Annotated in this window: 15 protein-coding genes; 5 read left to right on the top strand and 10 right to left on the bottom strand. The window is 40.3% G+C overall.

The window, feature by feature from the left end; genetic code table 11:
* Positions 1 to 45 precede the first annotated feature (45 nt).
* Both HWV58_RS16845 and HWV58_RS16850 read right to left on the bottom strand, forming a co-directional pair.
* Positions 46 to 609, bottom strand: a complete 564-nt coding sequence (locus HWV58_RS16845) for a helix-turn-helix domain-containing protein (RefSeq protein WP_175635204.1) — start codon at positions 607 to 609, stop codon at positions 46 to 48.
* A gap of 187 nt (positions 610 to 796) precedes the next feature.
* Positions 797 to 1,381 (bottom strand): DUF5025 domain-containing protein, encoded by a 585-nt coding sequence (locus HWV58_RS16850; RefSeq protein ID WP_175635205.1) that lies wholly within the window; start codon positions 1,379 to 1,381, stop codon positions 797 to 799.
* Between the two features lie 598 nt (positions 1,382 to 1,979).
* Between HWV58_RS16850 and HWV58_RS16855 the strand changes: the two genes are divergently transcribed.
* Both HWV58_RS16855 and HWV58_RS16860 read left to right on the top strand, forming a co-directional pair.
* Entirely contained in the window at positions 1,980 to 3,284 is a 1,305-nt protein-coding gene (locus HWV58_RS16855; RefSeq protein WP_175635206.1) for a DUF3472 domain-containing protein, read from the top strand.
* Between the two features lie 61 nt (positions 3,285 to 3,345).
* Positions 3,346 to 4,743 (top strand): endonuclease/exonuclease/phosphatase family protein, encoded by a 1,398-nt coding sequence (locus HWV58_RS16860; RefSeq protein WP_175635207.1) that lies wholly within the window; start codon positions 3,346 to 3,348, stop codon positions 4,741 to 4,743.
* A 458-nt stretch (positions 4,744 to 5,201) separates the two neighbouring features.
* On the opposite strand, the gene bla is transcribed toward HWV58_RS16860, so the two are convergent.
* The 8 genes from bla to HWV58_RS16900 form a co-directional block, all read right to left on the bottom strand.
* Positions 5,202 to 6,083, bottom strand: coding sequence for a subclass B3 metallo-beta-lactamase (gene bla / locus HWV58_RS16865; RefSeq protein WP_175635208.1), 882 nt, complete (start codon positions 6,081 to 6,083; stop codon positions 5,202 to 5,204).
* A gap of 151 nt (positions 6,084 to 6,234) precedes the next feature.
* On the bottom strand, positions 6,235 to 6,717 hold the full coding sequence (locus HWV58_RS16870; protein WP_175635209.1) for a DUF2004 domain-containing protein: 483 nt from the start codon (positions 6,715 to 6,717) through the stop codon (positions 6,235 to 6,237).
* 39 nt (positions 6,718 to 6,756) lie between these two features.
* Positions 6,757 to 8,205, bottom strand: coding sequence for a GDSL-type esterase/lipase family protein (locus tag HWV58_RS16875; RefSeq protein ID WP_175635210.1), 1,449 nt, complete (start codon positions 8,203 to 8,205; stop codon positions 6,757 to 6,759).
* 298 nt (positions 8,206 to 8,503) lie between these two features.
* Positions 8,504 to 9,787 carry an MFS transporter gene (locus tag HWV58_RS16880; RefSeq protein WP_175635211.1) on the bottom strand — a complete coding sequence of 428 codons (1,284 nt, stop codon included), beginning with the start codon at positions 9,785 to 9,787 and terminating at the stop codon, positions 8,504 to 8,506.
* A gap of 110 nt (positions 9,788 to 9,897) precedes the next feature.
* Positions 9,898 to 12,258, bottom strand: coding sequence for a glycosyl hydrolase family 95 catalytic domain-containing protein (locus HWV58_RS16885; protein ID WP_175635212.1), 2,361 nt, complete (start codon positions 12,256 to 12,258; stop codon positions 9,898 to 9,900).
* Positions 12,259 to 12,908: 650 nt separating this feature from the next.
* The gene (locus HWV58_RS16890) at positions 12,909 to 13,328 is read right to left on the bottom strand and encodes a hypothetical protein (RefSeq protein ID WP_175635213.1); all 420 of its coding nucleotides are present in this window, start codon (positions 13,326 to 13,328) and stop codon (positions 12,909 to 12,911) included.
* Between the two features lie 1,578 nt (positions 13,329 to 14,906).
* Positions 14,907 to 16,580 (bottom strand): alkaline phosphatase family protein, encoded by a 1,674-nt coding sequence (locus HWV58_RS16895; protein WP_175635214.1) that lies wholly within the window; start codon positions 16,578 to 16,580, stop codon positions 14,907 to 14,909.
* A gap of 127 nt (positions 16,581 to 16,707) precedes the next feature.
* The gene (locus HWV58_RS16900) at positions 16,708 to 17,262 is read right to left on the bottom strand and encodes a dihydrofolate reductase family protein (RefSeq protein WP_175635215.1); all 555 of its coding nucleotides are present in this window, start codon (positions 17,260 to 17,262) and stop codon (positions 16,708 to 16,710) included.
* Positions 17,263 to 17,394: 132 nt separating this feature from the next.
* Here HWV58_RS16900 and HWV58_RS16905 point away from each other — a divergent pair, with 132 nt between their 5' ends.
* The 3 genes from HWV58_RS16905 to HWV58_RS16915 all read left to right on the top strand — a co-directional run bounded on the left by HWV58_RS16905 (position 17,395) and on the right by HWV58_RS16915 (position 20,997).
* Positions 17,395 to 17,739, top strand: a complete 345-nt coding sequence (locus tag HWV58_RS16905) for a winged helix-turn-helix domain-containing protein (RefSeq protein WP_175635216.1) — start codon at positions 17,395 to 17,397, stop codon at positions 17,737 to 17,739.
* Positions 17,740 to 17,896: 157 nt separating this feature from the next.
* Positions 17,897 to 18,988 carry a cytochrome-c peroxidase gene (locus tag HWV58_RS16910; RefSeq protein WP_175635217.1) on the top strand — a complete coding sequence of 364 codons (1,092 nt, stop codon included), beginning with the start codon at positions 17,897 to 17,899 and terminating at the stop codon, positions 18,986 to 18,988.
* 20 nt (positions 18,989 to 19,008) lie between these two features.
* On the top strand, positions 19,009 to 20,997 hold the full coding sequence (locus tag HWV58_RS16915) for a TonB-dependent receptor plug domain-containing protein (RefSeq protein WP_175635218.1): 1,989 nt from the start codon (positions 19,009 to 19,011) through the stop codon (positions 20,995 to 20,997).
* The last annotated feature ends 3 nt before the right edge of the window (positions 20,998 to 21,000 follow it).

Here is a 21,000-nt window from a genome sequence, read left to right on the forward strand (position 1 = left end):
GTTTAATCTAATATAAATCAATTTTAACTAATTGTATAGTAATAATTACCTGCTGCTTACCGTCTCTTTTAAACCACCATCTGTTAAACCATTAGTCGAGACAATTTCTTGCAGCAGTTCCTGTTCTTTTGCCAAAAGGTTAATTTTAAAAGTGAGCTCGGTCTGTTTATCCAAACCAAAACGTTCACTTTTTTCGAGGCACTGCAATTCGAGTACCGCTAAATAAGCCATTAACCGGGTTCCGGCAGGAGTTTTCATTTTTAAATTGGTAATTAAGCTCCACAAGTGCTGATTTTTGATATAGTTACTTTGCAGTTCAAGCAGTTTACGGTTTAGTTTTATATACTCAAAACTAACTTTTTCTAAACGCTGCCCCATCTTTTTAAGCATAGCTGCCTGCAATTGATCTGCGCTAATGCTTATGGCTGAAGCCGGATCGATGGTCTGCTCTTCCTGTAACAGCAATTCAATTTCAGCAATTGTGGCTAATTGCCGGCTATTTAAATTACGCAAACCAAGCTCATACAAACTGAAAGTTCCCTTGGGCATTTCTAACAGGCCGGCAAGTTCTGTTTGCGAAAGCCCTAACTTATCTCTTATGTGTTTCATATCGCTTTATATTTTTAACGCCGGAAAAGAAATGTAGACTTTTTTACGAATCACTAAAAAACGACTACAAAATTGTAGTCAAAATTATTGTAGTCTTTTTTTCGACTACACTTAAATCGACTACAACATGAAACAAGCGGCAAATGAACGAATGATTGGTTAGCCTGTTTTTCTTTCACAACAGGGATTAGAATCGAACATCAAAAACACCATCTTTTATTACTATTGAATCCTGCAGGTTCTTAACATTATACAAAGTTCCGCTTATTTTACCGCCAACAAAAGGCACACCACTATCCTTAGGTTTTTCGTATCTGGTAATTTGTACTTTGAATGGTGGTTTTGTTTCGTTGGTAGTATATACTTTTGAATCGGCCATGCCCAAATTAGTAACGATGTATATACCGCTTGCAAAACTTTGTTTGAAAGGATCATTTTCCGATAACTTGTATTCCTTTTTTTCTATATCGAAAATCCGGAACTGAAGCTTTGAATCAAAGGTAGTATTCAAAAATGTTTTGGGTACAATTACATTTACCGTGTACATCTCTTTTTGTGTGCCATCCCCATAACCAATACCTGTCCAGCTTCCACTAAATTTATCTCTGTTTTTATCAATCGAACCTTTTATCTCCAGATTTTGCCCGGCAATTTGTACGTTAATAAACTGCACATAGGGTTCTTTAACGGGTGCCTCCGTTTTTTGTTTCTTACAGGAGAAAAGTAACATGACCACCAATAGGGTAAAAAAGAATCGCGAAAATAATTTCATAGAAGCAAACTACATTTGTTATTGAAAGATTGTATAAATCGCCTATTGCACCAAAAAACAATGATCAATAAGCTTAATCAAAGTTAAAATAATAATTAACTAATAAAATAGTGGATAATTAACATTTCTTCACACAAACGTTTGTCCACAATTAAAAATTACGCTAAAAAAATCAACTAAATTTTTATTAATCAACTGATTTTCAATGTTATTTAAGACCACTCAACATTTCACTTCGATTTTATCCTATTTAAAACTACAACCGCAATAAAATTTGCACTATAAAAATATGTAGTTGTATTTGTTTAAAAATATAAGTTGTAAACAGGCAAACGTTTGCGCTTAGAAACTTATTTTTTTTCTGCCGGCAGTGGTTAACTTGACTTTCGGTTAGCAGCAATAAGCTCCTTTTATTGCGCTACAATCTACAAAGTGGGTTAGCGGCTAAGTTATAGCAATCTTAATTGTCTGTACACAGGCAAGGTATTTCCAGTTGAAGAATGGGGCTAGGTTAAGCAAAATAATCTCTTGTTTTTACAAGACGATTGGATAAGTGCAACTTAATTAATAAACCATATACTAACCAAAATCACAAAAAATGAAAAAAACAGCTTCATTTGCCACAAGCATGCTATTATTGCTTGTACTTTTCTCCTGTAAGAAAACAGAAACTTTACAGGACACAGTTCCCTCAGAAATTAAAAACAACATTGCAGTTACCGAAAGCTTAGGCGGCACCTCGTTAAACGTAGGTTTAGGTGGTAACGCTTATACTGCCGGCACCGGCGGATTAATTAATGATACGGGCCTGCACAACTGGACCTCGGCCAGTACCATTACCAGTGTTTGGTTTCGTTTAGGCCTTACCGGCAATTTAACTGTTGCCGTAAAGGGCACTGTACCTTCGGGCAGCAGCAATATTAAAGTAACCATTAACGGAACTGTATTTAATAAAACCATTACCGGTACAACGGCTACCACAACTAATATTGGTACGGTAAACATTACAGCAGCCGGTTATGTACGGGTAGATATTCAAGGCGTTAGTAAAACAGGCAGCTATTTTGGCGATATTTCTGACCTTGTAATCAGCGGACCGGTAGTTGCATCGAACGTGCAATATGCCAACACGGTTGCAGATTATTACTGGTCGCGAAGAGGCCCGTCGTGCCACTTAAATTACACTGTACCATCGGGTACCGAATGGTTTTACAGCGAACTGAATGTTCCGAGCGGACAGGATAAAATAGGTTCTTACTTTATGGCCGATGGTTTTAGCGGCGGCTATTTTGGTATGCAGGTAAACTCGGCTACTGAGAGAAGGATTTTATTTTCGGTTTGGGATCCATCAACTGGTTCGACTTCCCTGGTAAGAAAAGGAACCGGTGTAACCACCAATGGTTTTGGCGGCGAAGGCACAGGCGGCCAATCGTACATGTTGTTTAACTGGGTTGCCGGTACAACTTATAAATTCTTACTGCAAGGCAAACCTGATGGTGCTGGCGGCTCTGATTACACGGCCTGGTTTTATGCGCCCGAAAATGGCGTTTGGAAAGTTCTGGCACAATGGAAACGTCCGAATACTACAGCTTACTTAACCGGTGTATATTCGTTTATCGAAAACTTTAATCCCGATCAGGGCTATTTACAAAGAAGCTGTAATTATGGCAACCAATGGTACAAAACCAGTGCAGGTAGCTGGACAGAGGTTACCAATGCCAGTTTCAGTTATGATGCCACTGCATCGGCAGAGCAGCGAATGGATTACCAGGGTGGTGTAACCGGCAATAGTTTTTACCTTAAAAACGGTGGATTCTTTGCTACCTATACCAGTTATGGCACCGCTTTAAGCAGAACAGCAACGGGAACAGCACCAAGCGTTAATTTAACCACATTACCATAACTCATCATATCCCAGGCATCTGCTATCAGGGGCCTGGGATAACTTATCTAAACAAAAAACTATGAAAAATAACTACTGGGTTATCTGCTTAACCGGTTTTCTTTTTATGAGCTGCAAAAAAGAACAATCGTTAATTGCAGCAAACAACACCACCTCACTTAAACCCAAAATGCTCGAGGCTACTGCTACCTCAACCCCAATTAAGCTAAAAGTTTTGCAACTTAATGTTTGGCAAGAGGGTACAAAAGTAACAGGCGGCTTTAATGGCATTGTAGATGCGATTGTTCAATCGGGGGCCGATATTGTTACCTTAAGTGAGGTACGCAATTACAACAATACAAATTTCAGCGCCAGGATTGTGGCGGCATTGCAGCAAAAAAACCTCACATTTTATTCGTTTAAAGATAACAATGTGGGTATCCTATCCCGATATCCGATCGCTTCATTTAAAGCGGGGATGTATAGCAATGCCTTTGATAAAGCCATTGTTAAGCTCAACGTGAATACAACAGTGGCGGTATATTCGGCGCATTTAGATTATTTAAATTATGCCTGTTACCTGCCAAGGGGTTATGATGGTAACAGCTTTCAAAAAATAAGCCAGCCCGTTACAGATGTGAATGCTGTTTTGGCTTCGAACTTACAATCGAGCAGAGATGAAGAAATAAATGCCTTTATTAACGATGCAAAACTGGAAAGGGACAGCGGCAGAATTGTGATACTGGGTGGAGATTTTAACGAGCCTTCGCATTTAGATTGGGTTGATGCGCAAAAAAACCTTTTCGATCATCATGGTACCATTGTGCCCTGGCAAGGTAGCGTGGCTTTGTATGCCAAAGGATATAAAGATTCGTACCGGATTAAAAATCCGAATCCTGTACTCGCCCCCGGCTTTACCTGGGCAGCCTTTAACACCAGCGCCAGCTTATCATCGCTTGTTTGGGCACCGGATGCTGATGAAAGAGACCGTATAGATTATATTTACTATGCCGATAACAGCAATAGGGTAAGTGTTGATGAATCGATTGTATTTGGCCCTTCTGGCTCTATTGTTCGTGGTCAGGGCTATGAAGATGCCACTTACACCAATCCTTTTGTTATTCCAACCGGAACATGGCCTTCTGATCATAAGGGGGTGATCACCACTTTTTCGATCACCACAGTACAGCCAACTGTTGGGGTAAATAAAACCGCCTATTTAACGGGAGAAACGATTACGGTAAATTTTGCAAACGGCTCTACCGATGCGCAGGCCTGGGTTGGTATTTATCAAAGTGGCAAGGTGCCGGGCACCAGTAACTATGCCAGCGCCTGGAAATATACCAATGGTGTTGCCACTGGGAGCACAACACTAACTTTACCAGCCAATAGCCCTTCGGGCACTTATTTTGTGGCTTATTTTAAAGATAATGGTTACGTTGAAATAGCGCCAAGAGTTTCTTTTACTTATGGTAATTAGAAATTGGCTAAATTAATAATGACAGAATGATTGAGTTTTGAATGAAGGAACAGGCATCATGCTATAAACATCCACTCATTCAAAACTCAATCATTCAAAATTTAACTAGAAGTTACCCAATATAGATGAACGAAAGTTGTTCTGCTACCTGTCGCGATCAATTGAGAGGCTACCATTAACATGCCCGATAGAAGATTCGTCATCTCGACTGAAGCGCAGCGAAATGGAGAGATCTTTAAATAGATTTCTCGACTACGTTGCACTCCGCTCGAAATGACGACTCCGAAGGGGCTGTCACTAATATTGATTTTATGAAATAAATTAACCATCAGAATGACAAACTATATAAGAATGATTGAATTTTGAATGAAGAAACAGGCATCATGCTATAAACATTCACTCATCCAAAATTCACTCATTCAATTATTCAATCATTCAAAACTCACTCATTCAACATTTCAATCCTTACCATTAATCTTCTCGTTGTATTCTTTTTGCAAATCGGCCAATGTTTGATCGTAACCTTTTCTATCGATAAATGCAGCTGGATTATAGGCATCGCCTGGCTGGTGTTTGGTGTGCAGGTTAAACTGACTGGCGTGAGATGATAACCAGATATCGAACGAAAGCTTTTTCATGGCACCAAGTGTATAGGCATAATCTTTTGCTATTTCCGGATATGCACTGATCTGATCAAACCTTTCGTGGGTTACAATGGTTGGCATATTGGCAATTAGCACGCGGTATGTTTTTTTCCCGTCTTTAACATTAAACAAAAAACTGCACGAACCTTTGGTATGGCCGGGGTGGTGTAACAGCACCAAAGCCATATTACCCAATTTAACCGAATCGCCATTTTTTAAAAGCCGGTCGGCCTTTAACGGAGCGTAAGAACTTACTTTTCCGCCAAGCGCATAATCGGTACGACCTCCACTCGCCAGTACACCGGCATCTTTTGCATCGATAACTAGTTTAGCCCCCGTTTGTTTTTTAATGGCACCCATAGCACCCATGTGGTCGAAATGCGCCTGTGTTGTAGAAAGTATTTTAATATCGGCAAACTTAAAACCCAATGCTTCTACGTTAGCTTTAATCTGACTGGCCGAATTGGCCAAGCCGGTATTAATGAGGATATGCCCTTTAGGCGTAGTAATGAGATAGCAGGCCAGATCGTAAGTACCTACATAGTACAGGTTACCTGCAATGCGAAAAGGTTGGTAAGGTTTAGACCATTCTGCCGGGTTATTGGCAGGCTCTACCACTTGCTGGGCCGAAATAATGGTATTGAATAATAGCACGTTGAGCGCAATCAAAATTGTTTTTATAGATATCTTTAGCATATACAAAGATTTAAAATCTACATGGAATTGCGGCACTTTTATCGGTATTTTTTGTTCAGAAACTAAAAAACCGCTTTACTAAAGCGGTCTTTAAAGTCTTGTATTTAAATATTTTCTTTAACTGGTTATGCTATCAGATAGCATCGCTATCCTAGCTTTCCATCGTGATGTAATTAAGCTCCTGATCTCCTGTCGTATTTACAACTAAAACATATTGTGAAATTTCAGAATCTAGCCCAAAATCTGCAACCGTAAAATTATCGTCTTCATCAGGATAGAAGCCAATCCTCCTTAAGGATACAACCGATAGCAACTGTTCTGGTTTGTTTAGTTTCTGATCTGTTGTTGAAAGAAGTGAGTCTAATTCTTCGTCCAATTCATCCAGGTGGAAATCCAAATATTCCTGCACGTCAGTTCCTGTCTTAAAATCCTCTTGAATGAAATGATTTAGCTTCTCAACAAAATCGGGCAACTCCGCTAATATGTTGTTAACGGTTAATAAACGATTTTCGTCAATTGTATTGCTTTCAAAGTTTATATCCAACTGTATCTGGCGTCCTCCAAATTCAATATTGGTTGAATAATAATCTTCGAGTGCATCGGGTTTTAATTCTTCAAAATAGCGCAATTTCATTTTACAATAGTTTTTTAGTGGAAGTTATAGTGACAACAATTACATTTCGTTCTTAGCTGTAAAGATAACCTTCTGCCCTGTTGCCTTCAAAATAAAATCGGTAATGGGTGTCGGATTTGGTAAACTATGCGGATGGTGGTTAACATTGGGCTTATGGATTACTTTAATATCCCCTCCGTTTTCTTTCACTATTTTTTCGAATGGCGTAGTGTTTTCAGCAATGGGTACTACATCATCTACATCGCCAACTACATGCAGCATCGGGAAGCCGAACCGGGCAATTTTCGCGGCATGATCTAAAGGACTTTTATTAAAACGATTGGCTTCCTCATCATTCAGCTGGTAATCCTTTTTAAAAATCTCCCAGTCTGATTTACTTCCGGGACCTTTGCCTTTACCGCCGGGCCAGCTTTTTAAATCGAGCACAGGTGCATCTGCATAAATACAAGCCACTTTATCCGGATTGGCCAATGCCCAGTTGTACACATAAACACCTCCACGGCTCATGCCTTCTAAAGCTACTTTTTTGTTCAAGCCGCCCTGCCGCATCAGTGCATAAAAGCTGTTCCACAAGGTGATGGCTTCGCTATTGCCAAAAAGCTCGGCTACGTCACAGTAAACTACATGAAAACCACGTTCGAGCAGCGATACATCGGCCTGAGGTTCGTGTCCCCAGAAACGTGCGCGCCACACCCATGGCCGCCCTTTTGCTACTACTCTGGGTTTAACCACTTTACAATCGCGGCCATTAAATTTAAAGTTAGCGCATTCAAAACCGTAAAAACCGGTGATGTTCTTTTCTGCCTTTATTTTAGTATAAATGTCGAAATTTTCTGTTCCTTTTTGTGTTATGGTTTCGTATAAACGTGATGCAATAATGGCTGCTCCTGCTGATGATGGATGAATTTTATCGGGAAACAGTTCTTCTTTATCTACAAACAGGGGATGGAGATTAATAAGCTCCAGTTTTTCGTTAAAAGCCACCTGCTGTATCATTGGAATAATGCGGTTTACTAATACGTGATCGGAAATAGAACTGGTATCGGCGTTAAATGTAGATACCGGGGCAACTAAAATAATACGTGGTTTACTGGATAGCTCCTTAAAACTGTTAATCAGGTCTTTATAGGTGCTTTCAAACTCCTGATACCGGTTTCTATTTGCACCTTTACTATCGTTAGTACCCAATTTGATCAACACAATATTGGGCTCGCTTTTTAGGGCATCGGCATAAGCCTTTGTTTTCCAATAACTATTGGCAGTGTTTTTTAACAAGGTGGCACCGCTATGACCAAAATTCAATACCTGATACTTACTGCCCAACATGCCTTGCAGTTGCGCCGGGTAACTGTCTTTTTCGCGGTTAGCGAGGCCCATTCCATAGGTAATACTGTTCCCAATACAGGCTACTTTAATTTTTTGTTGAGCGTTAAGGGAGAAAGAGATTCCCCATAATATCAGGGTAATGAAGATGGGCTTTATGCGCATAGCGGTGTTATGGTGTTTGTGATTTTATTGCCTTTTTCTAATATGATTCGACTTGCCGGAGTGCGCTTTTTAATAGCACCTGTATAGAGATTGTCATACACTGGAAATCTATCACACTGAGCCGGTCAAAGCGTTAAAATGCCTTTTAAAGGTGTTAAGGCAGGTCCTTCGACAGGCTACTATTGATAAACCCAATAGAAGAATCGTCATTGCGAGGAACGAAGCAATCTTAATGCGCTCGCTATGTAGCGATCGTTGTAAGATTGCCTGCCTGCCCGCAATGACGAATTAAACAACCTTATACCGTTGTATTTAAATTGGCTACCTGTTTGCTTTTTCGGGCACGCATGTAAATTACCAATAAACCAAAAGCCACAATGAGTATAATTGGAATGGTTAGTGTAGCCTGTAGCACTTCAGGTCCGGCTAGTTTTTTGGCTTCGCTAAGCGCCAGTCCTTGTTCTGTGTCGCCAGCAGCTTTAAAATAAGCTCCTAAATCAGCTCCCTGTGGCAGATGCTTAACAATTAGCCCGTCGTAAAAACTGCCCATAAAAATGGTATATACCGATACGGCGAACATTCCTGCCCCACCCATCAGGTTTAAACCTAATGCGCCCGATTGCGGAATATTTTCGGCTACAAAACCAATCATGGTAGGCCAGAAATAACAAACGCCGATACCAAAAATAATTGCTGCAAAAAAAATAGCATTTCCGGTTAAGGTACTTAGCAGATAAAGTCCGGTGGCAGCAAATATTGCAGAAAGCAACAGCACGCCTTGTGGTGCAAGTTTTTTAACTACCGGTTCGGCAAAGCCACGGCCAATTACCATAATCCCTGTAGTAAGTGTAAGCAATAAAATGGCATTGCTGGTTACGTTTTTAAGTAGCAATCCAATCCATTGACCAGTAAATAATTCGGTAATGGCGGTACCAAACATGCAGATAAACATGAAAATAAACAATGGCGATACTACTGCTTTATACATATCCTTGCTCGAATAACCAGATGATACCCGCTCGGTAACAGGGAAATCGAGTTTCGAAAACAGATAACCATAAATTAGGGTTGGGATCAGCATCATGGCCACCTGTATTTTCCAGCCCAGGCCAATCTGTGTAAAGAAAGTAACCAATAATGTACCGATTACAATACCGCCCGGAAACCATAAATGAAAATGGTTTAAACGTGTGGTTTTGTTATCAGGATATAGTGTAGCCACCAGTGGGTTACATGCTGCTTCTACCAAACCATTGGCAATACCGATAAGAAGGGTAGAAAAAAACAGTGTCCAGTAGCCCTGTGCGTAAATGGTGAGTATAATACCCGAAAGGTGAAACAGAAAAGCCAGTACCAGCAGCCGTTTCATTCCAATAATATCAACAATAAATCCACCGATTACAATGGCCAGCGGGAATCCCCAGAAAGCAGTAGCGGTAATGGTGCCCAGTTGTGTTGCACTTAACTGAAAATCAATCCCCAGTTGGTTCATCATTCCGGCACGGATACCGAACGATAGCGAGGTGACCAATAGCGCAAGGCAGCTTGACCAAAATAATTTGGTCGTTTGAATTTTACTCATAAGTTTGGTTTTATTTGGTTTAGTTTTTATTATTTACAGGTATTAACACTTGTAACACAATTTTAATCAATTTTTCCGAAATAACTGTTAACACCTGAACATCAACACCTTTAATTTAATTTCAGCCGCTGAAGCATGTAAATCCCTCCGGGTTTTGTTGCAAAGCTATACCTGTCGCCAAGGTGGCTTACAGCTATTGACTTCCCATTTTCGGTAACCCTGATTCCCTCTCCTTTCCAGGGGTTATTAATGTAGCACCGCGTTCCTTTTTCGCTGCTAATTTCGAGCTTCGAAACCTGCGCACCATCGTAACTGGCCGAAACCAGGAAGGCACCTTTTGTACGCAAACGGGTAAATGAGGCCTCTTGCTTAATCCAGTTTGGAAATAAATATAAGGTACTGTCGAGGCTTTGGAGCATCATGGAATTAATGGTTTCGATCAGGGTTGTTTTCTCTGCACCATGGTGTCCATCGTTAATTAAAAAATTGGCTTTGGCCCTGCCAACCTGTGCTTTCAGCTTTTCGACAATAATATCGGGATTAAAACCTACCCGGGCGGCCATGATAAATCCGCTTAATCCGAGGGCATTCATAGAACCCAGGAAACCATTTTGCGAAACTTCATAATACTCAACCGTGTTTTTGGCAATCTGTAAGGTATCGGGGTTGGAAAGCAAATTGAGCACTTCGCAAGGATATACCGGATGCATTTGGATCATGTGATTGGGTAAATCCCAGCCGGCTTCGTTCTTGGCAAAAACCGGCAAGCCCTTATTAGGTGTTTTAGTGGGCTGTATTACCTTATATTTGGGTAAGTGCGCAAGAATATCGGCCCACAATGCCCTGCGATTGGCATCTACATTCAATTGCTTACTGTATTTCAGGAGTAAATTAAAGGTCTGTGCTACAAAGCCCAGATCCGACGGTGGATTTAAATCCCAACTGCTTTCGTGTGCACCTGTGGTGATGCTGTAACGGTAAGAATCGCCATAAGCTTCTTTAGTAAGGTAGTCTTCATAAAAATCGCCACATTCGCGGATAAAGGGATAGGCCCGTTTTTTCAGGAAATCGAGATCGCCGGTATATTCGTAATACCAGCTGAAAAGCGGTACATTGAAAGGTGCATTCATGGTTTGCTGCCAATAGTAATTGTAAGGTACACCAATACCTAATCCCCCTACCAGAAAGAGCACACCCCGTGCCGATTTACCTGCCAGCGATGGATGAACGCTACCCAGATCGGTTTGCGCACGTCTTTTTCCATCAGGTACAATAGATTCGATGAAATTGTAAAAAGGTTTGGCAATTTCGGGGCGATTGGCCGAAAACACACTGTAAAAACCTGCCTGGCTGTTGTAATTTAAGTGAATATCGCCATGGTACATCATTTTATCGTCCATGTTCCAAACCCCGTACATGCCGCCACAGGCCGGCGAGTGCTCATTGTAAGCCGATGCCAGAAAATAAATGGACGATAGGTAATGCCTGTTGAGCAAATCATCGTTCGTTTCTGCATATGATCTGCTCCACATATTTTTCCACCAGGCCGCTTTTGCAGCTTTTAGTGTGCTGATTCTTGTGTTATTGATCGACTTCAACCGTGTGTAAGCCGCAGTCAGCTGAGCATCGTTGCCTTTTCCCCCACCCGACAGGTAGGTAATTACGAATACGGGTTTAGTATGGGTAAGTACAAATGAAGTATTGACTTTTGATTTGGAACCTAAACTTAGCACGGAACTTGCACCAACAATCCGCGTAGATACACCGGCTTTCGAAATCCACCTTACATCGGTTGTTTTGCTTTGGCGTGTAACCTGCCCAACCTGATTATTAATTCCGGCATGGGTTGCATAAGTAGCTGTAGTGGTATCGGCAAATGTTTCTACAGTTATACTTACAGGTGTTCTTGAAGTGGTTGTAAGCTCGGTAACCAGCATATTTTCATTTACAGCCATCCAGCTTTTCATGTTTACAGGTTGGACTGTGGCTGTAGCCATGCGCAATTCGTTTCCAAGCTGGTCCATCTGGTAATTAAAACCTGTAGCAATAGCAGGCGAATTCACAGTAATTTGTACACCACCTACTGGCAATGCTGCGGGTCCGTTACCTGCCCAGTCGCTCCAGCCATCGGTTACAAAATCTACCTTCGAGAGGTGAAAAGTCTGGCTGTTACCTGCTGTGTGACATACCACGCCAACATCGCCATTGCCCATGTATGGTCCTATGGGAGCATTATTGGTTTTAATGCTGTTATAACTGAAAGGCGCATTCCAGGTAGCAGTAAGCAGTTGCTTCTTTTTGGCAAAAAATGCGGCATCGGCTTTGGCTTGTTTAGCGGCTATTATTTGTTGATTTACCTTACCGGCAATTTTATTGGTTTTAGTTTGCTGTGCATGTACCATTAAGCCCCAATTACATAAAAGGGCGATGGTACCCAGCATAAAAACGCTGTGTTTGTTCTTGGTTAACATATTTGGTTAATTTGTGTGTGTTGCCTTAATCGGGTTTAGATTCGGGACTTCAAGAAACGCATTTATTTGCGCAGTTTGTTTAGCAATTTTGCCAAGTTTTTAAATGATATTGGCATTATGTACGAACATACACCAAACGAACAGAGGGAGTTTAATTTTTTAGCTAGAAATATCTTAAATGAACTAACATGACTTGTATGGTTAAATAATCGTGTTATTTTTTTCTTTCACCATATCAGGCATTTAAGAAATATAAGCTTGAATGTACTAACATGACTTATATGGTTTATTTTTCACCACCTAAGACAACTCAGACACCTAAGGGAATCTCCTGAGGGTTAATTTATTGTATAAAAATCAATATTAGCAACAGTCACTCCAGTACCGTCATTTCGAGCGGAATGCAACGTAGTCGAGAACCACGTAGTGCTCAGCGAAGCTAAATCTATTTAAAGATCTCTCCGTTTTGCTGCGCTTCAGTCGAGATGACGGTTCTTCTATGGGTCTGTCAATAGTAGCGCAGCGAAGCATCTCCATAAAAGATCGCTTAAACCATCACAATAGCAGCATCTTCTTATGTTCACAATGAAGGGCATGTGTTTCGGCTGAGGTCTTAGCAAAAGCCTGGCTTACGTTGGGATAAGCTTTATTTATTTAAAAATGAGGATGAAAACATTCATGAAAACAACAATAGAAATTCTCCAATAATTAGCTGAAGTTAAAACATCGCTATTCTTCTTTCTATTTAAAAACAGATATAGCCCCATTGTTAAAAGCAACAAAGCTTCTATCAAATAGAAGAACCAATCCTGTTCGCCAAACATTTTAACTGAACAAGAACCAATAATAAACCAGATTAAAGCATACGAAACCCCAAAAGATATTGATCGAAATATCCTTTTTTCATTATTAACAGCAAACAGATACCAGCAAAAAATAAAATAATAAAAGGCTAATAAGTAGCAAGATACAAGTGCCGGAACAACTGATTTTGTCTGAAATATAATTGATGAAATAGCTATCCCCCCAAATATTAGTTCTTCAGGTTTAAATCCCTTTTTTAAAAACATAAATTACTTTGTAAATCTAATTTAAGCTTGAGATTAATTATTAAACAGCAACTCAATAGCGTCATTCAGGTACGATTCAATAAATTCTGAATCAATCTCCAAATCCCAGTCTACATATATTTTGAGCATAAGTTATGTAACTTCCCAAACATAAAAAGCATAAAGCCTCCTTGTTTGGTTTTCTGATGAGACTAAATATCTTACCTTTTCCTTCTTGAAAACCTATTTATTAAGAAAAATATAAAAATCACAAATAATATCACACATAATACCCATAAGACTAGGGGCCATGAGATAGCATTAACTTCCATAATTACAAAAAATTTGTTTGTTTGATTTGCTTAACAATTTTAAAATCCATTTGCTGAGGTTCATTAACAGTTTTCACCTGTGTTTAACCAGAATATAATTTGTTTTATGCTTATTTTCAGTCATAAAGATAGTATCCTGATTAATTTTTGTTATTTTAAAGATACAAACAGCACAGATTTTAAATGTGCTATCCTGCTGGTTAAAAGACCAACTCAATTTGCTCAAACTTTCCATATTTAACAGCGATGGCACGCCCTTTTTATTTTCATCGTATGAGCTAAGTGGTTGCGATGAGCCGTCTTTATAAAAAATATATTGCACTGTACTATAAAAATATGTTCCGTTGCTGAGCTGTGCTTTTTGCACCCAGTAACTACCGTCATTTTTATCTTCAAGAATACTAACTATTTCGCTTTTTCGCTTGCAGGAAAGTAAAATAACAACTATTAAGAGTATACCAGTGCTTTTCATTTTTTTAGGTTTAACAACAATTTTAAAAATATGCTACAGATGTCTTTCTTTTTGCCCCGATCACATACTGGGCACTGAAGCATTCCTGAATAACTGCTTCACATCATCCCTCCATTACCTCGTGGCGAACATTTATTGAAGCGTCTTTTACGATCTGCTGATTATTAAAATTACAACTCATTATTAAACAGCAGGAAGAGCAAAAAAACAGGATATTCTTTTTTATTAATTTGTTTTAGAAAAGGTTAAGAAGATGTTTAAAATGAATAAAAAATTCACAGGTCTATGAGGTGGGCGCCCCCCTTTAGCGAAGCATCTCCATAAAAGATTGCCTCATTGTTAGATCAAAAACCACTCACAATCCAATACAAATATTTGTGCTAATGAAGGAATAAAACCCAAACGTTCAACATCTTACCTTTTCCTTCTTAAAAACCTAATGATTAAGAACAACATATAAATTATAAATGCTCCGGTAAATAATGACCATAAGACCAGGCCACTTGAGACAGCATTAACTTCCATAGTTACAAAAATTTGTTTATTTGATTTGCTTAACAATTTTAAGATCCATTTGCTGCGTGCATGTTACGTCATAGCATTTGGCCACAACATTACAATTAGCATTTCAATGTAGCATCAAATATATGTAAATCCAAACCAAAAGATTTACACTAGCGAGAGAGGGTACAATTGGTTCGCATGCGAGCACTATAGAAATTCTTCCAACATAAAAATGGCCGGAATCTCTTCCGGCCATTACTGGCGATACCTGATCACCAATGTGTTTTAGGTTTAAAAGTTTACCAGGGCCTGTCCATCATAATTGGCTGGCTTAGCTATACCTAAAAATTTTAATATGGAAGGTGCAACATCGTACAAATGAGGTGCGCCATGGTAATCGGTGGTTTTACGGTAAAATATTTGCGTATTTAAATTACTCCAGGTAACTGTAGCACTGTTTTTGGTTAAAATATCGATTTTTGGCGTAACCAAACTTCCATTATAAACTACTCCGCTACCTTCATTTCCCTTGGTGTACAACACAAGGTCTGCATTTTGCGGATGCGAAGTGGTTATGCCCGTAAAACTATAGGTGCTGATGCTTGTTGCGGGTAAAGCAGATTTAAACAACCTGATTTCAGAAATATTTCCTGTAAAATAAGGACTGTAGTTTCCGGTGCCATCTTGTCCAATTTTAAAAGCGGTACCACTCTGTAAATCACCAACAGCCGATATATTGCCTTCGGCAACTTTTATTCCTCCATCGTACATGGTTGCTTTTTGTGTAGTACGGTTAACTACTATGGCTACCTGATGCCATAACTGGTCGGTAAGGTCAACACCATCAATATCTAATCTGTTGGTTCCGTCGCCAAAATTAGCCCTGATCACTCCATTCCGGTTTGCAATAATGATACCTTTATTATATCCGCTTGCCCAGTTTTTGTTGCCAATAATTACCGGATCGCTTGTTGAAGTAGTTGCCCTTGCCCTGAACTCGATGGTGAAACTACTGGTTGCGCTTAAATTCAGGTTGCTCAGCGCAGGCAATTGCCCATAAACATTCGTTTTAAAATTGACAGTATTAATGGTATGTGGCTGAGATTCTGTTGCTGTGGTTGGCAGGGTATTAACCAATTGTGGCGCAATTGCACTATTGTTTAAAATGATAAATGCATTTTGTTCCAGATAGCTCGAACCGCCATGGCTTAAATCTCCGCCATGATCTGTAGCTACAACCACTAACCAATCTTCATTGTTATAGGTTGGCCTTGCCTTTAATGCCGTTAATATCCTGCCTACACGTGCATCAACTGCCTTTACCGAATCCATATACATTGGTGTAGTAGTTCTGTAATTACTGGCATGGCCGGCATGATCTACATTATCAAAATGACAAAATGCAACATCGGTATTGCTGCTGGTAATTTCCTGGATAATCCTTGTTTCGGTTTGGTTATCATTTGCACTGTTAACCTTAACCGTTACATCGGGTGTAGCCACAATATATGTATTTATAGACGACCAGGTAACAACTGATGCGGTTCTTAATGCTGGCAAGCTGGTTTTGATCTGCCTGAAAAAGGAAGGATAATTTACAAAATCTGACCCTGAAAAGCTGTTATCAGAAGCCTTGTGCTTGGCTACCCCTACTCCGGTAAACAGGGCCGACCACCCGTTCGACGACCAGGTGGGTATTTCGGCCAAAGCATTGGTACTGGTGTACGATTGATCCATTAACGTTTTAAGATTTGGGGCATTTGTAGCTGTAATGGCTTTCCAAACACAGCCATCGATACCGATAAACAAAACTTTTTTGGGCTTGGCAGCCAAAGCGTTGTTGGCTAATGATTGTTCATCTGAAATTTGTTTTTCTTTTAAAGCGCCTTCTCCTGCTTTTTTACAGGAAATCATGGATAAAACCGATAGGAAAATGAGGGATGGTAAAAGTTTTAATGTTTTCATAATTAAATAAGATGTTGTTTAAATAATTAAAATATAGTTTAGCCAAACTAAACATTTTAAACAACACAATAAACTTTATTGCATTTTTTTTTACACCTCCTAGTAATTAATAATACTCGCGAACAAATCAAATCTTTTCGTAACGCAATGCTATGCAACCATTACTTAAAGTCTGTGTACCTGAAAGTTTTAATCCCAAATGTTCCGGCAGCTGCATTTCTGCAAACAAGCGCCTTCCCTGTCCAACCATCAGCGGGTGTACAATCAGGTGAAATTCGTCTACCAAACCCAATTCAATTAAACGTGCAGGCAACTCAACTCCACCGGTAGAGATTGCTTTGCCAGGCAGCTGTTTCAATCTCATTACTTCTTCTTTCAGGTTGTCGCCAATAATTGTGGTTTGCGTGTCGTTAACCTCTTTTATAGTCCGCGAAACCAATACCCGCTCCAGCTTCGCAAACACACGTGCAAAAGCATTGGCAGCTTCATTCATTGATTGGGATTGTGCAACTTCCGGCCAAAATGGCACCATCAGTTCGTAGGTTTTGCGTCCGTAAATCAGCAGATCCACATTTTCCAGCAGCTCCCTGAAGTAGTCCTGAATTTCATCGCCACCTGTAAATTTGGTATGGTCGCAACAGCCGTCCAAAGTAATGTTAATGCCGTAAATCAGTTTTCTCATCCGGATAGTTTTAGTTTGCTTAAATTTAGGAAAGTTTCGATGTTTTTCTTACCCCTAAATTTTTCGAAATGCTCCTTGCAAAAACATTTGCGTGTTCTGCACTTAAACTGATATTTAGTAACTTGCACGGTAATGAACAGGCATAATTATTCGATTAACGGAAGGATCTGGATTGAAACCCCTCAGGGCAAAGTTTTAGGCCATGGCAGGGTAGAATTATTAGAGCGTATACAGGCTACAGGATCGCTGCGCCAGGCCGCCTTGCAGATGAAAATGTCGTATAAACAGGCCTGGGATCTGGTAAAACATACCAACGATGGATTCGGTGATCCTTTGGTACAACTTTCGAGGGGTGGCACAGGAGGAGGAAAGGCCATCCTGACTGAAAAAGGGCATCAGGTTATTGCCGAATTCAAAAAAATCCAGTCTAAATTCATCGAATTCATGAAACAGGAAGAAAATTTAATTAAAATCTAAATAATTACCGACCTCTTTCACCCTAAACACCAACATTAACTTTCAATTCAAAAGAAATAATTAGCCACAATCTTGTAAAAGCAATTTTTGTTATTAATTTTACCGTTATACTTTTAAAAACATAACGATAAATCAGATAACAGGAAATTTATAAGGGATGAACGGCTTTGCAAAAGTAATAACCACACTTATTGGATCATTAATGCTATTGGTGTGGATGGCTGCCGATGACCCAATGCCCTATGCACTATCCTACCCTTCCAATTTTGGTAACCGAATTTCGATACCCAAAAACAACCCTACAAGTAAAGCAGGCGTTTACCTTGGCCGCCACCTTTTTTACGAAGGCCTGCTTTCTGCAAACAACAAAATATCGTGCAGCAGCTGTCACGAACAGAAGCGGGCTTTTACCGATGGCAGAACATTTAGTGTTGGCGTAGATGGTTCCAAAACCAGCCGGAATTCGATGGCCTTGGTTAACCTCCTGTGGACGCGCAAGTTTTTCTGGGATGGCCGCACAACAGGTCTTGAAGCACAGGCCGCATTTCCGCTCTCCAATCCGCACGAAATGGGACAACCATTGGCAGTTTCTGTAGCTAAACTTAGGCGTGCACCAAAATACCCGGCCTTATTCAAAAATGCTTTTGGCGATACGGCAATTACCCCCGAAAGAATAACACAAGCCATTGCTCAATTCGAACGGACACTCATCTCTGCCGGTTCGCCTTACGATAAGTTCCTCGCAAAAACATACATCCCCAGCACGCTCGAACTGCAAGGGATGCAGCTGTTTAATACGATGCCTCAGCCCGGTAAAAAAATCAGGGGAGCAGATTGTGCCCATTGTCATGGCGGGGGGAAAACCTATCTGGAGCTATTCCACAATAACGGGCTCGACGAAATCTCTGCAGATCAGGGCATAGCAGCCATTACCGGTCTGGATAGCGACCATGGCCGCTTTAAAATTCCAACGCTAAGAAATATTGCCTTAACGGCTCCATACATGCACGATGGTCGTTTCAGCTCCCTACAACAGGTACTGGATCATTATAGCGAACATTTAAAGCAGAAACACCTCAGCCCCTTTTTAAAAGGAAGTTCGAATAAAACCGGTGCAACCTCGCTACAGCTTAGCGCCCACGAAAAAAAAGCGGTAATAGCCTTTTTAAACATGCTTACCGATACCGCTTTTACCAGTAATCCTGAATTTTCAAATCCCAATAAACCAATCACACCATTAAACAAATAAAATATCAAGCCAATAGAACCATGTCTAAACTTTACCTCCCCCTCCTCTTTTCTACACTTTGCCTGAGTGCAGCGGCACAAACCGACACTAAAACTACCGATTCGCTTCCCATAACCAAAAGGGTGTTTAAACTGGGAGAAATACGAATAAAAGGAAAAACACAAAACAACAGCAATACTGTAAACAGCGATAAGATTGAACAACAGGGTAAATTAGATGTTTCTACTGCACTGAACTTATTACCTGGTGTAAACCTGAGTAAAGTTGGTGCCAGAAATGAATCTGTTGTGCTTGTTAGAGGCTTCGACCTGAGGCAAGTGCCCGTTTATATTGATGGAATCCCTGTTTATGTACCATACGATGGCTATTTAGACCTCGGTCGGTTTACCACCTTTGATGTATCTGAAATCAACGTTTCCAAAGGATTTTCGTCTATTGCTTATGGTGCTAATACGCTGGGTGGTGCAATCAATATTGTTTCAAGAAAACCGGTAAAAAGATTTGAAATTGATGCCCGTTCCGGATTGATGAGTGGCGATGGCCACCGGCTGAACCTGAATGCCGGATCGCAATTGGGCAAGTTCTATTTTCAGGGGAGTATTTCCCAGTTAAAACAGCAGGGCTTTCCACTCTCCGCCGAATTTGCTGCCAAAACCAACGAAGATGGCGGAAGGCGTGAAAATGCTTATCGCGAGGACACAAAATACACCGCTAAAATTGGTTTTACCCCCAAAGAAGGCGATGAATATGCGTTTAACTATGTAAAACAAGATGGCAAAAAAGGCAACCCGCCTTATGTTGGCGATGATGCAAAGGTTACGCCCCGTTTCTGGCAATGGCCATACTGGAATAAAGAAAGTTATTACTTTTTATCCAATACGACCATAACACCAGCCAGCTCGATTAAAACACGCTTGTACTATGATAAATTTGGTAATCTCTTGAGTGCATTTGACGACAATTCTTACACCACCCAGAAAAAAGGTTCTTCATTTCAGAGTATTTATAAAGACGATACTTATGGCGGATCGCTAGTGTACAACAACCAATTAAACGCAGCACACCTGCTGAGTGCATCTGCCCAGTTTAAAAACGACCGACACAAAGAATACAATGTAGGCGAACCCATTCGCACCACACGCGATTACACCGCATCATTGGGCATAGAGGATGTTTATCGCCTTAACAAAAAACTAACTTTGCTACCCGGAATTGGCATTAATTTGCGTAAAAGCCTTCAGGCAGAGAATTACAATGCAACTACCAAAACCATTACGGAACATCCTAATAACGACAACTACGCCTTAAACGCGCAGCTGGGTGCTGTATATGAGTTGGATGAATTACAAAAAATCAATGTATCTGTTGCCCGAAAAACCCGTTTTGCAACCATTAAAGATCGTTATTCTTACCGTATGGGAGCGGCTATCCCAAATCCTGACCTAAAATCGGAAGCCGCTTTACACTATGAAGCCGCCTATACAGGGCAGCTTATCAATCGGCTTCAAATTACCACCAACCTGTTTTACAGCAGGATTTCTGACGCTATTATGCAGGTAAATAATGTATTGCCCAATATTTTTCAGCTACAAAATGCCGGTAAAGCCGAATTTTACGGTATGGAATTATCAGCAGATTACACCATCTTATCCGGATGGAACTTAGGTGGTCAGTACAGCTATCTTCACCGGACTAACTTAACCAACGGCGACCTTAAATTTACAGATGCACCCGATCATAAACTATTGTTTTCTTCAGGCTATCAGTTCAAAAAAACTGCTTCGCTCCTTGCCAGTGTAGAATATAACTCATCACGCTACAGCACCAGTTATGGGACCAAATCTGCCGGTTTTGCAATTGCCAATTTAGGAGCAAGGGTTAAAGCTTACCGCTGGATTTCATTTGAAGGTGGCATAAATAATGTATTCGACAAGAACTACACCATCAGTGAAGGTTTCCCTGAAGCGGGAAGAAATTATTTTATCAATTTAGTTTTTAATAATCTGTAAACG

The organism is Pedobacter ghigonis (assembly GCF_903166585.1).
In the GTDB taxonomy this organism is placed as follows: domain Bacteria; phylum Bacteroidota; class Bacteroidia; order Sphingobacteriales; family Sphingobacteriaceae; genus Pedobacter; species Pedobacter ghigonis.